The organism is Nocardia sp. Marseille-Q1738, assembly GCF_965283145.1.
The window spans coordinates 498,292-514,295 of sequence record NZ_CBDIMS010000002.1 but is presented as its reverse complement, the minus strand read 5'-3'; the positions used below and the strand labels follow the sequence as shown (position 1 = coordinate 514,295).

Genomic DNA, 16,004 nt, shown 5'->3' with positions numbered 1-16,004 from the left:
GGCAGGTACTACCGGTACCGCGGTGGCTACTGGCGGTCACTCCTGGGTAGCCCGACCGCGGTCAGAACGTAGGACACGTCATGAAACAGTCTTCCCTTTCGGCGAAAGATACGGACACAACGCTTCCCGACGGGGCCTTCGCCCTGTCGGCGGCACAGCGCGGCATCTGGTTCGCCCAGCATGTCGCCGGTGACACTCCGATATCCATCGCCCAGTACGTCGAACTGAACGGACCGATGGACGTCGACCTGCTCGCGCGTTCGGCGCGTCAGGCCGGGCGCGAGTTCGGCACCGGCTACCTGCGCCTGGTCGAGGTTGAGGGGCACCCGTTCCAATTCGTCGACACCACGCTCGACGACAGTCTGGACATCATCGACTTCCGGGCCGAACCCGATCCGGAGGCGGCCGCCCAGGCCTGGATGCGGGCGGAGTACGAGACCCCGCTGGAGCTGACCCGCGACCGGCTCGTGCGCATCGCCATGCTGCGCGTCGGCGCGGAGCGCTGGTTCTGGTATTCGCGGATCCACCACATCGTGCTGGACGGCATGGGCGCGCTGACCGTGGTGCAGCGCACCGGGGAGCTCTACAACGCCGCGGTCGAGGGTCGCGAACCGCCGCCCGCGAAAGCGGAGGATCTGCGCAAGGTCGTCGAGGCGGATCTGGCCTACCGCAGTTCGGATCGGTTCCTCGCCGACCGGGAGCACTGGCTCGCCCATCTGGACGGCATGGCCGACCCGGTGAACCTGGCGGGCCGCACCGCGGGTGTGGACGGACACCCGATCCGGGTCGAGGGCGACCTGCCCGCCGACACCGCGCGGATGCTGGACGCCGTCGCCGAGCAGGTGTCCTCCGGGGTCGCGCCCACCGTGGTGGCGGCCTTCGGCGCGTACCTGTCCGCGATGACCGGCTCGCCGGAGGTCGTGCTGAGTCTTCCGGTGTCGGCGCGCACCACGGCGACGCTGCGGCGTTCCGGCGGCATGATCGCCAACGTCGTCCCGCTGCGGCTGCGGCTGGAGCCTGCCACGACCGTCGGCGACGTGATCCGCGCCGCCCAGGGCGAGCTGACCGGAGCGCTGCGCCGGCAGCGCTACCGCCAGGAGGACATCTTCCGCGACCTCGGCTGGCCGATGGACGAGGCCGGGTCGTTCGGCCCCTCGGTGAACCTGATGATGGTCGATACCAGGATCCAGCTCGGCCGGGTAACCGGACGGCTGCACGTGCTGACCTCCGGGTTGATCGACGACCTGTTCGTCAACCTGTATCCGGGCGTCGGCGGCGAGAGCACACACATCGACTTCCAGGCCAACGGCAACCTCTACAGCGGCACCGAACTGGCCGCACAGCACCGCCGGTTCCTGTCGTTCCTGCACCGCTTCCTCGCTGCCGGGCCGGACGCGCCGCTGACGACCATCTCGGTGCTGTCGGACGACGAGCTCGCCCAGTACGCCCCCGCGCGCGGCGGCGCGGGCGTCGCACCACGCACACTGCCCGCGATCCTCGCCTCGGGCGCTGCCCGCGATCCGCAGGCGATGGCGCTGGCCGAAGGCGCGACCGCGCTGACCTACCGCGAGGTCGACGACTACACCAACCGCCTGGCCCGGGTGCTGATCGCCGCGGGCGCCGGACCGGAGCGCACCGTCGCGATCTCGATCCCGCGTTCGATCCGGTCGGTGCTGGCGACGATCGCGGTGGCCAAGACCGGCGCGGCGTTCGTGCCGATCGACCCGACTTATCCGGCCGACCGGATCGAGCACATGGCCGGTGACAGCGGGGTCGTCGCGGGGATCACGGTCGCGGCGGCGCGAAAGGCGTTGCCGGACCGGGTGTCCTGGCTGATCCTCGATGACGAGAACACCGAGCGCGCCTTGGCCGAGCAAGACAGCGCCGCGCTCATCGAGGCCGAGCGAACCGCGGCGACGCACCCGGATCAGGTCGCGTACATCATCTACACCTCCGGCTCCACCGGGCTGCCCAAGGGCGTGCTCGTGCCGCATCGCGGGTTGGCGAATCTGGTCGCGAGCTCCGGCGCGGGATTCGGCATCGACGCGGATTCGGTTGTCGCCCATGCCGTATCGCCCAGCTTCGACATCTCGGTGGAAGAAATCCTGGTCACGCTCGCCGCGGGCGCGACCCTGGCCGTGGTGCCGCCGTCGGCGTACGCGGGTGCGGAGCTCGCACAGGTGCTGCGCGGGCACCGCGTATCCCATCTCAACGTCACCCCGGCCGTCGTGGGATCGCTGGATCCGGCGACGCTGCCCGATCTGCGTACCGTGATCGTCGGCGGCGACGCCTGCCCGCCCGAACTCGTCGCGAAGTGGTCCGGCCGCACCCTGTTGAACGGCTACGGCCCCACCGAGACCACGGTGACCGTGACGCTCAGCGCCCCGCTGACTCCCGGCGCGCCGGTCACCATCGGCGGTCTCGCCCGCGACGTGTCGGCCGTGGTGCTTGATCCGTGGCTGCGGCCGCTGCCCCCCGGCACCACCGGTGAGCTCTACCTTGCCGGTCCCGGTGTCGCCCGCGGTTACCACCGGCGCAACGGGCTCACCGCCGACCGCTTCGTCGCCAACCCGTACGCGACGGGCGAGCGGATGTACCGCACCGGCGACCTGGTGCGCTGGGTCGAGCACGACGGCCGGATCGAACTGGAGTACCAGGGCCGCAGCGATTTCCAGGTGAAGGTGCGCGGCTTCCGGGTCGAACTGGGCGAGATCGACGCCGCTCTGCAGCGGCATCCCGACGTCGACTTCGCACTCACCCTCGGCGTCGAAACCGGGACCGGCGCCACCGCACTCGTGTCCTACGTGCTGCCGAAGCCCGGCGCCGAGGTGCACCCCGAGGCACTGAAAGCCACTGCCGGAGAATCACTTCCGGCCTACATGGTGCCCGCCGTGGTCATGGTGCTCGACAGCCTCCCGCTGACCCCGCTCGGCAAGGTGGACCGCAAGGCGCTGCCCGCGCCGGACTTCGGCGCACGCACGGTCACGAGCAGGCCGCCGTCCACACCGCGCGAGAAGGCGCTCGCCGCGCTGTTCGCGGAGGTGCTCGGCCTGGACGCGGTGGGCGTCGACGAGAGTTTCTTCGCGCTCGGGGGCGACAGCATCGTCTCGATCCAGCTGGTGTCGCGCGCCAAGGCGGCCGGGATCGGGTTCAGCGCGCGGGATGTCTTCGAGCGCAAGACCGTCGCGGCGCTGGCCGCGGTCGCCACCGACGTGCCGACCGTGGAGGTGCGCGAACTGCCCGGCGGCGGGGTCGGCGAGGTGGAGCTCACGCCGATCGTGCACGCGATGCTGGAGCCAGGCGACAGCTGGCGGCGGTTCGCCCAGGCCGTATTGATCGAGTTGCCCGCCGGAATCGAGCGCGCACGGCTGGTCGCCGCGGTGCAAGCACTGTTCGATCGGCACGACCTGCTGCGCTCGACGCTGCGCCGCACCGGCGACGGCTGGAGCTGGGTGGTCGCCGAACCCGGCTCGGTCGACGCCGACGGACTGCTCGAGGTCGTGGCCGCGGACACGGATCTCGAGGCGACCTGTGAACGCGAGTTGCAGCGCGCCGCCGACCGGCTCGACCCGGAGTCCGGCGTCCTCGCGCGCTTCGTGTGGATCGAGCGTGCGGACGCCGCGCCGCTGCTGTGGCTGGTGCTGCACCATCTGGTTACCGACGGCGTCTCCTGGCGCATCCTGCTGCCGGATCTGGCCACCGCAACATTGGGCGGCGAACTCGCGCCGGTCGGCACCTCGTTCCGGCGCTGGGCGCACGGGCAGCGCGAGCACGCCGCCACTCGGGTCACGGAACTGCCGCTGTGGCAACGCATTCTGGCCACGCCCGATCCGGAACTCGGCTCTGCGCCGATGGACCCCGAACTCGACGTGGTGGCCACCATGGCGCACCTGACGACGGTGGTGCCGCCGGAGATCGCGCGGACCGTGCTCACCACCGCCCCCGACCGATTCCACTGCGGCGCCGACGACGTGCTGCTCGCCGCGCTCGCGCTGGCGGTGGCCCGCTGGCGCGGACGCACCTCGGCGCTGTTCACCCTGGAAGGCCACGGCCGCACCGAATCCATCCTGCCCGGCGCCGACATCGCGCGGACGGTGGGCTGGTTCACCAGCATCTACCCCGTCGCTGTCGACCTGACCGGCATCGATCTCGCGGACGCGTTCGCGGGTGGAGCCGCGGCGGGTACCGCGATCAAGGCCACCAAGGAACAGCTGCGTATCCTGCCGGACAAGGGCATCGGGTTCGGCATGCTGCGCTACCTGGTCCCCGAGACGGCGACGGCGCTCGCGGACGCGCCCACTCCGCAGATCAGCTTCAACTACCTCGGCCGCGCGACCACCGGCGGCGAGGCGGAGCCCTGGCTGCCGCGCCGCTTCGCCGCGACCCAGGACGACCGCGCCCCGCTGCCCGCGTCGGTGGATATCAACGCCGTCCACACCGATTCCGGGCTCGAAGTGACCTGGGCCTATGCATCGCGGCTGTTCGAGGAAGCGGATCTCGCGGAACTCGCCGCGCTCTGGACACAAGCCCTCGGGGCCCTCGCCGAGCACGCCGAATCCGCCGGGGCGGGCGGACGCACACCCTCCGACTTCGATCTGGTCGCTGTCACCCAGGCGCAGATCGATACGTGGGAGCGCGACTACCCGAACCTCATCGACGTGTGGCCGCTCTCTCCGTTGCAGTACGGCTTGCTCTTCCACGCGCTGTACGACTCCGACACCGCCGACGGCTATACCGTGCAGTCGCTGCTCACCCTGTCCGGCACCGTCGATTCGGCCCGATTGCGCCGTGCCGCACAGGCTTTGGTGACCCGGCACGAGAACCTGCGCGTCGCGTTCGCCGAGACCGAGGACGGTCCGCGCCAGCTGGTCCTGGCCGACGCCGAGGTCGAATGGCACGAGGCGGATCTCACCGGCATCGCCGACGAAGACGAGCGCGCCCGCGAGATCGATCGGCTCATCGCGGTGGACGCGCGCACCCGGTTCGAGCTCACCCGTCCACCGCTGCTGCGCTGCACGCTGCTGCGGATCGCACCCGACACCTACCGTTTCCTGCTCACCAACCACCACCTGGTGCTGGACGGCTGGTCGACGCCACTGCTGGTGCGCGAGCTGCTCACCCTCTACGTCACCGACGGCGACACCTCCGCGTTGCCGCCCGCGCACTCCTATCGCGAGTTCCTGACCTGGCTGCGGACCAGGGACGACGCGGAATCGCTCGCGGCATGGACGGATTCACTGGCGGGGGTGGACACCCCGACCCGCGCGGTGCCGACCCTGGCCGGAATCGAATCGACCGAAACCGGCATGCTGTCGGTCGATCTGTCCCGCGCCACCGTTGCCCAGCTGGAGACCACGGGCCGCGAAGCGGGCGCCACGGTGAACACCCTGGTGCAGGCCGCGTGGGCGATGCTGCTGGCCATGCTCACCGGCCGCACCGACGTGGTGTTCGGCGGCACCGTCTCGGGCCGGCCGCCGGAGTTGTCCGGGGTCGAGGAGATGGTCGGCCTGTTCATCAACACGCTGCCGGTCCGGGTGCGGCTGGATCCGGCCGAGAAGGTGGCCGACCTGCTCGCCCGCGTGCAGTCCGAGCAGGCGCGGCTGCTGGACCATCAGCACGTCGGCTTGGCCGCCATCCACCAGGCGGTCGGCCTGGCCGAATTGTTCGACACCCTGACCGTGTTCGAGTCCTACCCGATCGACCGCGAGGCACTGTCGCAGGCACTGGACATCGCGGGCATGCGGGTGCTGGATGTGGAGGGCACCGACGCGACGCCGTATCCGTTGAACCTCATGGTGATTCCGCTGCGCGGCGCCGACGGGCAGGACACGCTGCGGATCACGCTGAAATACCTGACCGACCAGCTTCCGCCCGAGTCGGCCCGGCCGCTGCTGGATCGCTTCGTCCGGTTGCTCACCCAGCTCGCCGACAACCCACGCGCGCTGGTCTCCCAGCTGCAGTACTGCGACGACGCCGAACGCGCCGCGCTGCTCCCGGTGCGCGGCCCGGAATCGGCGTGGTCGGCCACGTTGCCCGAGCTGTTGACCGCGGGCGCGCGGATCAATCCCGGCGCGATCGCGGTCACCGCGGGGAAACTCACCATTACCTATGGCGAACTCGACGCGTGGTCGAACCGTTACGCCAGGGTGCTGCTGCGCCGGGGAGTCGGACGCGAGGTGTTCGTCGTGCTCGCGCTCACCCGGTCGCTGGAATCGGTGGTCGCGGTGTGGGCGCTGGCCAAGACCGGCGCGGCGTTCGCTCCGCTGGACCCGAACTACCCAGTGGAGCGCATCGAGCACATGCTCACCGACTCCAAGGCGCCGATCGGCGTGACCGTCACCGCGACCGGCGAGACGCTGCCCGGCACCATCGACTGGCTGCTGCTCGACGATCTCAACACCATGCGCCGGGTGATGACCATCTCCGACGCGCCGATCACCGACGAGGAGCGCGGCGGACCCATCGACCTCGACCAGACGGCGTACCTGATCTACACCTCCGGCTCCACCGGCAAGCCGAAGGCGGTGCTGCTCAGCCACCGCGGCATTGCGAATCTGGTTGCCGCGCAACGTGAGACACTCGATCTCGACCACACCGCCGGCGTCCTCCAGGTGGCCTCGCCCAGCTTCGACGCCTCGGTGTTCGAGCTGCTGATCGCGCACGGCGCGGGCGGCAGGCTGGTGGTATCGCCGCCGGACGTCTACGGCGGCGCGGAACTCGAAGACCTGCTGCGCACCGAGCGGGTCACCCACGCGGTGATCACGCCGTCCGCGCTGGCCACCATGGAACCCACCGACCTGGACCAGCTGCGCGTGCTCGCCGTCGCGGGCGAGGCGGCGACGCCCGAGCTGATCGAGCGGTGGGCGCCCGGCAGGCGCATGGTGAACCTGTACGGCCCCACCGAGTTCAGCATTTGGGCGACCGGCCCCGGCGAACTCGTCCCGGGCGAACCCATCACGATCGGCGGACCGATCCGCGGCGCCGCCACCACGGTGCTGGACGCCTGGCTGCGGCCGGTGCCGGTCGGCGTGCCCGGTGAGCTCTATCTGGCGGGTCCAGCGCTCGCGCGCGGCTACTTCAACCGGTTCGAGATGACGGCAAGCCGTTTCGTCGCCGATCCGTTCGGCGAACCCGGCGGGCGGATGTACCGCACGGGCGACATGGTGCGCTGGGTGACCGGGCCAGACGGCGGTTACGAACTGGAATATCTGGGCCGCAGCGACTTCCAGGTCAAGATCCGTGGCTTGCGGATCGAGCTGGGCGAGATCGACGCGGTGCTCTCCCGGGACGACGAGGTCGAGTACGCGGTCACCATCGGTCGCACCGGCCCGGCCGGAACCACCGTCCTGGTGTCGTACGTACTGGCCGCCGAGGGCGTGCTGCTGGACGTCGAGCGGCTGCGCGCCCGAGTGGCCGCCGAGCTGCCGGGGTACATGGTGCCCGGGTACCTGATCGTGCTCGACTCGATTCCGCTCACGCCGGTCGGCAAGCTGGATCGCAAAGCCCTTCCGGTACCGGACTTCTCCGAGACCCACCGCCCCTACCTCGCGCCGCGCACGCCGGTCGAGGAATCGGTGGCCATGGTGTTCGGCGACGTGCTCGGCCGCGACCGGGTCGGCGTCGACCAGTCGTTCTTCGAACTCGGCGGCAACTCGCTGAGCGCGACCAAGGTGGTGGCGCGGGTGAACGCGGCGCTCGGGTCGCGGATCGCGCTGCGCGATCTGTTCGACGCACCGACGGTGGCCCAACTGTCCGCCCGGGTCGTTCCCGCGACCAGCGCGGAGCCGGGCCGATTCGTCCTCGCGCCACGGATTCGTCCGGACCGCGTTCCGCTCTCCCCCGCGCAACAGCGCATGTGGGTGCTCAACCGGATGGATCCGGCTTCGCCCGCCTACAACATCGCGATCGCGCTGCGACTCACCGGCGACCTGGATGTCGAAGCCCTGCGCGCCGCGCTGGTCGACGTGGTCGAGCGCCACGAGAGCCTGCGCACGCTCTATCCCGCGGACGCGGAGGGGCCGCGCCAGGTGGTGGTCGGCGCCGACGTGGCCGTGCCCGCCATGCCGGTGGTCGACACCGAGGACGGCGCGGCGTTGCGCGCACGCATCTCCGAGCTGGCCGGCACCGGATTCGATCTGGCCACGCAACCGCCGCTGCGGGTCCGCCTGTTCCGGATCCACGGAACCGCGGAACCGTCCGCGGGTGCCGGGCCGGTGTCGTCGGGTGCATCCACAGGGGAAGCTCCCGTTGCGTCCGCCCCCGCCGGGACAGCCCCGGTCTCGTCGAGTTATGCGGCGGTCGAACCGATGGCGGCGACTCCGCCGGTGCACGTCGTCGTGCTGGTCGTGCACCACATCAGCGCGGACGGCGCGTCCATGGCACCGCTGGCCGCCGACCTGGCCGCCGCGTACGCGGAGCGGTCCAGCGGCGGGCACGCCATCCGCGTCCCGCTGCCGGTGCAGTACGCCGACTTCGCGCTCTGGCATCGCGAGGTGCTCGGCGACGAGGCGGACCCGGAATCGACCGCGGCACGCCAGATCCGCTTCTGGCGCGAGACCCTGGCGGGCGCGCCGGACGTCCTCGAGCTGCCCTCCGATCGTCCGCGGCCCGCGGTGCAGACCATGCACAGCGCCGATTTCGGGTTCACCGTCGACGGCGAGACGCACAGTGCGCTGGTCGAATTCGCCGCAGCGCAGAGCGTCAGCCCGTTCATGGTCGTGCACGCGGCGCTCGCGGCGCTGCTGGCCCGGCTCGCCGGCACCGATGACGTGCTGATCGGCACCCCGGTCGCCGGTCGCGGGGAGGAGGCGCTCGACCAGCTGGTCGGCATGTTCGTCAACACCCTGGCGTTGCGCACGCCGGTCGATCCCGGAGTCGGCTTCGCGGCCTTCCTGGACACCGTCCGGTCCACGGACCTGGACGCCTTCGCCAACACGGACGTCCCGTTCGAGCGGCTGGTCCAGGTGCTCGATCCGGCCCGCTCCACCGCGCACCACCCGCTGTTCCAGGTGTCGCTGTCGCTGCAGAACTTCGTCGAACCGGTGCTGGAGCTGCCGGGCCTGCGTTTCGAGGTGGAGGATTTCGATCGCAACGCCTCCCAGTTCGACCTGACCCTGGATCTGCGCGAGCGCTTCAGCGACAGTGAACCGGCGGGCATCGACGCCGTGCTGACCTACGCGACGGATCTGTTCGACGAGACGACCGTGGCCGCGTTCGCCGCCCGGTGGCGCCGCGTGCTCGCGACCGTTCTCGCTCGCCCCGACGTGCGCATCGCCGATATCGACATTCTCGACGACGCCGAACGCGCCACGCTGGTGCCGGTGCGCGGTCCCGAAACCGCCGGTACAACAACGCTTCCCCGACTGCTGACCGAGACCGCCCAGCGGTATCCGGAGCGGCCCGCCCTGGTGGCCGGCGGATACACCACCACCTACCGGGAGATCGACGCGCACGCCAATCGTCTGGCGCGGGTAATGTGCGAGGAGGGCGCGGGGCCGGAAACCGTAGTCGCGCTGGGTCTTCCGCGATCGGCGGAACTGCTCACCGGCATGTGGGCCGCCGCGAAGGCCGGTGCGGCGTTCCTGCCGGTGGATCCGAAGCACCCGGTCGACCGCATCGACCACATGCTCACCGACTCCGGCGCGACGCTGGGCCTCACCCTCGCCGCGTACCGCCCGATGCTGCCCGACAGCACGAATTGGCTGGTGCTCGATGACCTGGCCCTCGTGGAACGCTGGGGCGCCGCCAGCAGCCACCCCCTGGACGAGCGCGACCTGCCCGGACCCATCCGGCCGGACAATGCGGCATGGATGATCTACACCTCCGGTTCCACCGGCACGCCGAAAGGTGTCTCGGTCTCGCACCGCGGCATCGCTGACCTTGTTGCCGCACAAAAGACGTCGCTCGGCCTGGACGAGCACTCCCGGGTGCTGCAAGTGGCGTCGCCGAGCTTCGACGCGTCGGTGTTCGAAGCCATCATGGCGTTCGGCTCCGGTGGCGCGTCGGTGGTCGCGCCGCCGGACGTGTTCGGCGGCAGCGCACTCGCCGACTTGATCGACACCGAGCAGATCACGCACCTGGTGATCACCCCGTCCGCGCTGGCCACCCTCGATCCCGACGAGGTGACCAGCGTCCGGGTGCTCTCGGTGGCCGGTGAGGCGGTCGGCGCCGAAGTGGTCGAACGCTGGGCCACCGGGCGCACCCTGATCAACCTGTACGGCCCGACCGAATTCACCATCTGGGCAACGGGCTCGGCGCCGCTCGAGCTCGGCTTGCCGGTCACCATCGGCACGCCCGTGCAGGGCGCTGCCGCGCTGGTCCTCGACGACCGGCTGCGCCCGGTCCCGGTGGGCGTGGCGGGCGAGCTCTACCTCGCCGGACACGCGCTGGCCCGCTGCTACCACGCCCGGGCAAGCCTGACCGCCACCCGTTTCATGGCGAATCCGTTCGGGGCGGCGGGCGAACGGATGTACCGCACCGGCGATCTGGTGCGCTGGATACGCACCGGGGCGAGTCTGGAACTGGAGTACTTGGGCCGCACCGACTTCCAGGTCAAGGTCCGCGGCCAGCGCATCGAGCTCGGCGAGATCGACGCGGTGCTCGGCCGCGCCGAGGGCGTCGACTTCGCGGTGACGCTCGGCGTGCCCGGCCCCACCGGCGCGACCGCGCTGGCCGCCTACCTGGTCCGCACGCCCGGGTTCGACCTCGACGTGGCGAAAGTGCGCGCGTTCGCCGCCGACATCCTGCCCGGCTACATGGTGCCCTCGGCGTTCGTCGTGCTGGACGAGATCCCGCTCAACGCGGTCGGCAAGCTGGACCGCAAGGCGCTGCCCGCACCGGAATTCACCGCCGACCGCACCGAGTACCGCGCGCCGTCCACGCCGACCGAACAGCAGATCGCCGGGATCTTCGGTGAACTCCTCGGCGTGGCGAAGGTCGGCGCCGACGATTCGTTCTTCTCGCTCGGCGGCGACAGCATCCTGGCGATCCAGCTGGTGTCGCGGGCCAAGCAGCAGGGCATCTCCTGCACCCCGCTGCAGGTGTTCGAGCACCGCACGGTGACGGCGCTGGCCGCGGCGATCGACGCCGCAGGCACCGCGGTGACGCTGGACGAACTACCCGGCGGCGGCGTCGGCGCACTGCCGCTGCCGCCGATCGTCCACTACATGCTCCAGCGCGGCGGGAACTACAACCGCTTCGCCCAGTCCGCGGTACTGGAGCTGCCAGTGGGCATCGAGCGCGCCCAGATCGTCGCGGTGCTCACCGCCGCGGTGGACCGGCACGACATGCTGCGCGCCCGGCTGGTCACCGACGGTGACGACGGCCCGCACATCGTGGTCGGCCCGCCCGGCTCGGTCGACGTGGACGCGCTCGTGCACCGCATCGAGTTCGACGCGATCGAACCGATAGAGCTGCACGAGTTCGCCATGACCGAAATGGACGCCGCGGCCGACCGGCTCGATCCGGCGAACGGCACCATGCTGCAGTTCATCTGGCTGGACCCGGTGGGCGCGGCGGGCACCCGCACCGGTGCGGGACGGCTGATCGTGCTGGCGCACCACCTCGTCATCGACGGCGTGTCCTGGCGCATCCTGGTGCCGGACCTGGTGGCCGCCTGGGCTCAGGTGTCGGTCGGTAACACGCCGGTGCTCGCGGAGACCGGGACCTCCATGCGGCGCTGGGCGCACGCACTGGTCGAGGAGGCGCGCTCCGAACACCGCCGCGCCGAGCTGGCCTACTGGCACGACGTTCTCGCCGGACCCGACCCGCTGATCGGCGGCCGGGAGCTGGACCCGGCGATCGACAACACGGGCACGCTGCGCATGGTCGAGCGCGAGGTGTCCGCCGAGGTCACCACCGCGCTGCTCACCACCCTGCCCGGCCTGTTCCAGGGCAGCGTCAACGACACGCTGCTGGCCACCCTCGCCCTGGCGCTGGTGCGCTGGCGCGACACCGAGCCGACGGCGCTGCTGCGGATGGAAGGCCATGGCCGCCAGGAAGAAGTCGTCCCCGGCGCCGATCTGTCCCGCACCATCGGCTGGTTCACCAGCATCTACCCGGTGCGACTGGACCTGACCGGGATCGACATCGATGACGCGCTCACCGGTGGTCCCGCACTGGGTGTCGCCATCCGCGCGGTGAAGCATCAACTGCTCGCGGTGCCGGACAAAGGCATCGGCTTCGGCCTGCTGCGCTACCTCGACCCCGAGACCGCCCGGCAGTTCCCGGAACGCCTCCCGGGCCGGGTGGGCTTCAACTACCTCGGCAGGTACTCCACCGGCGATATCCCGGCGGGACTGGAGGGCCTGGGCTGGCTGCCCACCGACGACCTGGGTGACGTGCACGTCGCCGAACACCCCGGCGTGCCCCTGCAATCGGCGATCGACGTGAACGCCGTCGTGCTCGGTGACCGCTTGCGCGCGAGCTTCGGCTTCCCCGCGACCCTGCTCACCCACGACGAGGTCGCGGAGCTGGCCGATCTGTGGATCGAAACACTTCACGCGGCAGCCCGTTTCGCGCAGACACCAGCGGCACGGACCGCCGGCGAGGAAGAGGCCGCGGCCACCGCGCCACCGGCCACCCCGGCGGCGGGCGGTCTCGGACTGGACGTGGTCCTGCCGATCCGGCTCGGCGGCGACGAACCCGCGCTGTTCTGCATCCATCCCTCGTCCGGGATGGCGTGGACCTACCTGGGATTCGCTGACGCGTTGGCCCCAGGCCGTCCCATCTACGGCCTGCAGGCCCCGGATCTCAGCGGCAACGAACCGCCCGCGCGCTCGATCGAGGAGTTCGCCGACCGTTATGTGCGCGAGATCCGCCGCCTGCAACCGGAAGGCCCCTACCACGTGCTCGGCTGGTCGTTCGGCGGGCTCATCGCCCACGCGGTGGCGACAAAGCTGAAAGTGGCAGGCGCCGAGGTCGGTGTGGTCGCGCTGCTGGACGCCGATGTCGCGGATATCGACGGCGACAGCATCGAGCGGGTCACCGCAGGCTCGTTCGTCAACACGTTCGGCTCGGTGTTCGGCATCCACGACGTGCCCGCCGAGGCGACCGCGCAGCAGGCGGCGGACCTGATCCGGGAAAGGCTCGGCGGTGTCTCGCTGGTCGACGCCGCCACTCTGGAGCGAATGGCCGGGTCCTACAACGCCTCCGCGCGGACCAGAACCGGCTATCGCCGCCCGGTGTTCGACGGCGACATCGTGTACTTCAGCGCGACCGTCGACACCTCCGACATCTTCGGTCCCGACGGCTGGCGGCCGTACGTGACCGGCGAGATCATCAACCACGACATCGAGGTCACGCACGACGAACTGACCGCACCGCAGGTGCTGCCGGTCATCGCGCGCGCGCTCGATGCACATCTGGGAGGCCGAGGATGAGCTTCGATCAGGGAGTCGTCGTCGAGGGAATCGAGAAATCGTTCGGCGCGGTCAAGGCATTGCGCGGAGTCGACTTCGTGGCCGAGCCGGGCGAGGTGCTCGGCATCCTCGGACCCAACGGCGCGGGCAAGACCACCACGGTGAACATTCTGTCCACGTTGATCCGGCCGGACCGCGGCCGCGCGCTGGTCGCGGGGTACGACGTGGTCGCCGACCCGGCGGCGGTGCGCCGCAGCATCATGTTGACCGGACAGTACGCCGCGCTCGACGACATGCTCAGCGGCTACGAGAACCTGGTGATGTTCGGCAGGCTGATGGGCCTGCGCAAGCGGGCCGCCCGCGCCCGCGCCGACGAACTGCTCGCCGAATTCGATCTCGAGCGCGCCGCGGGCCGCCGGGTCGGCACCTACTCCGGCGGTATGCGCAGACGCATAGACATCGCCTGCGGCCTCGTCGTGCGGCCCGATGTGGTGTTCCTGGACGAACCGACCACCGGCCTCGATCCGCGCAGCAGGCAGGGCGTCTGGGATCTGGTGTCCGGCTTCAAGAAGGCAGGCATCACCACCCTGCTCACCAGCCAGTATCTGGAGGAGGCGGACGCGCTCAGCGACCGGATCATCGTCATCGACCACGGCGTGGTGATCGCCCAGGGCACCGCCGACGAACTGAAGTCGCGGACCGGAGGCAGCTACTGCGAGGTGGTGCCGCTGGATCTCAAAGACCTGCCCGCCATCGCCGCGGCGCTGGGTTCATTGCTACCGCACGATAACCGTGCCGCACTCATCGCAGAGTCCGATCGGATCGCGATACCCGCGCCGGACGGCGCGAAGACACTCGCCGAGGCGCTGCGACGGCTGGACAGCGCGGGCGTCGAACTGGTGGACATCGCCCTGCGCCGCCCCTCGCTCGACGACGTCTTCCTCCAGCTGACCGGGCATCTGGCGACGGTGGAGGAGACCGCGCAGCCGGAGGTCGTGTCGTGACGGCCGCGACGTGGCTCGCCCAGACCCGCGCGACGCCGCTGCGGCCGCAGCAATGGTGGGTGCTCACCACCCGGCTGATCGTGCCATCGGTACAAAGCGGCGAGGTGCTGACATCGGTGCTGGCGCCCGCGGCGTTCACCGCCAGCTTCTACATCCCGCTGAAGACCGTGATGACCTTCTCCGGCACGGGGTTCAGCAGCTACGCCCAGTTCATGATGCCGCTGGTGGTGCTGCAGGCGGCCGCGTTCACGGCGGTCTCGGCGGCCTTCCGCGCCGCCGTCGATTCGGTCGCCGGGCTCAACCGGCGTTTCGGCGCGATGCCGATTCCTCCGCTGGTTCCGGTCGGGGCGCGCATGTCCAGCAACCTGTTCCGCTTCGCCATCGGGCTGATCACCGCGTTGATCTGTGGTCACGTGATCGGATTCCGCTTCTATCTCGACACCGCCCACACGATCGGCTTCGTGCTGTTCTCTTTGCTCGTCGGGCTCGCGCTGATGATGGGTGGCGACGTGATCGGGACGGTCTCGCGCAATCCGGAGGCGACCGCGCAGGCGCTGGTACTGCCGCCGTTGATCTTCGGCATGCTGTCCACAGGACTCGCTCCGGCGCATCAGTTCCCCGCGTGGGTGCAGCCGTTCGTGCGCAACCAGCCGGTCTCGCAATGGGCCATCGCCTTGCGGGCGTTCGCCGGTGACAAGGGGCCGAACGCCGGGGAAGTGACCTGGTCGCTGCTGGCCCCGCCATTGGCATGGGCGATCGCCATCCTGATCATCTGTATTCCGCTGTCGATCCGGTTGAGCTCGAGGAGGGCGTGATGGTGCTGCTGGCCGATCACAGGGACGACCTGCACACCGGCTCGGAGATGTCGATGTCGGCGCTGGCGCGGCACACACTGATCCAGACGCAACGGTTGCTGTTGCGCTGGGCGCGCAACCCGGTGACGCTGCTGGAGACGCTGATCATCCCGTGCCTGCTGTTGATCATGCTGAACACCGTGATCGGCGGGCAGATCGAGAAGTTCACCGGCGAGAGCGCGTTGTACGGGTCGGTGCCGATGGTCGCCCTGGTCGCCGCCCTGTCCGGCGCGGTGGCCGGTGGCATCCTGCTCGGCCGCGAGCGCGACGCGGGCCTGCTCGCCCGCTTCTGGGTACTGCCGGTGCACCGCGCCTCGGGTCTGGCCTCCCGTGTCCTCGCGGAGGGTTGCCGCATCTTTGCGTGCGCCCTCGCCGTCATCCTGGTCGGCTTCCTGCTCGGTTTTCGCTTCCATCAGGGCGTCGCGGCGGCGATCGTCTTCCTGCTCATCCCGGTTCTCTTCGGCTTGGCCTTCGCCACCATCGTCACCGCGGTCGCCGTCTTCACGGCGAAAGCCACCTTGGTGGAAGGGATCACCATCCTCACCTCGCTGATGATGTTCTTCAGCACCGGCTTCGTCCCGCTGCAGGCCTTCCCGAAGTGGATCCAGCCCGTGGTCCGCAACCAACCGATGTCGGTGGCCGTCGACTCCATGCGCGCCCTCGCCTACGACGGTCCCCTGGCCCGACCGCTCACGCTGACGTTCGTCTGGTCGCTCGGCGCGATCGTCCTCTTCGCCGTCCCTGCGGCCATCGGCTACCGCAGGGCCAGCAGGCGATGAAGACGACGG

The 16,004-nt window shown here is 70.3% G+C and carries 4 protein-coding genes; all 4 read left to right on the top strand.

Annotated elements, in window-relative coordinates:
• Window positions 1–80 precede the first annotated feature (80 nt).
• From ACWPXK_RS10750 to ACWPXK_RS10735, 4 genes are read left to right on the top strand one after another with little or no spacing between them, the layout of a single operon-like run.
• Entirely contained in the window at window positions 81–13,379 is a 13,299-nt protein-coding gene (locus ACWPXK_RS10750; protein WP_454195914.1) for an amino acid adenylation domain-containing protein, read from the top strand.
• Window positions 13,376–14,362 carry an ATP-binding cassette domain-containing protein gene (locus tag ACWPXK_RS10745; protein WP_454195913.1) on the top strand — a complete coding sequence of 329 codons (987 nt, stop codon included), beginning with the start codon at window positions 13,376–13,378 and terminating at the stop codon, window positions 14,360–14,362. Before ACWPXK_RS10750 ends, ACWPXK_RS10745 begins: the two co-directional genes overlap by 4 nt.
• Window positions 14,359–15,177, top strand: coding sequence for an antibiotic transporter (locus tag ACWPXK_RS10740; protein WP_454195912.1), 819 nt, complete (start codon window positions 14,359–14,361; stop codon window positions 15,175–15,177). The genes ACWPXK_RS10745 and ACWPXK_RS10740 overlap by 4 nt, the downstream gene beginning before the upstream one ends.
• Window positions 15,177–15,995, top strand: coding sequence for an ABC transporter permease (locus ACWPXK_RS10735; RefSeq protein ID WP_454195911.1), 819 nt, complete (start codon window positions 15,177–15,179; stop codon window positions 15,993–15,995). Before ACWPXK_RS10740 ends, ACWPXK_RS10735 begins: the two co-directional genes overlap by 1 nt.
• Window positions 15,996–16,004 lie beyond the last annotated feature (9 nt).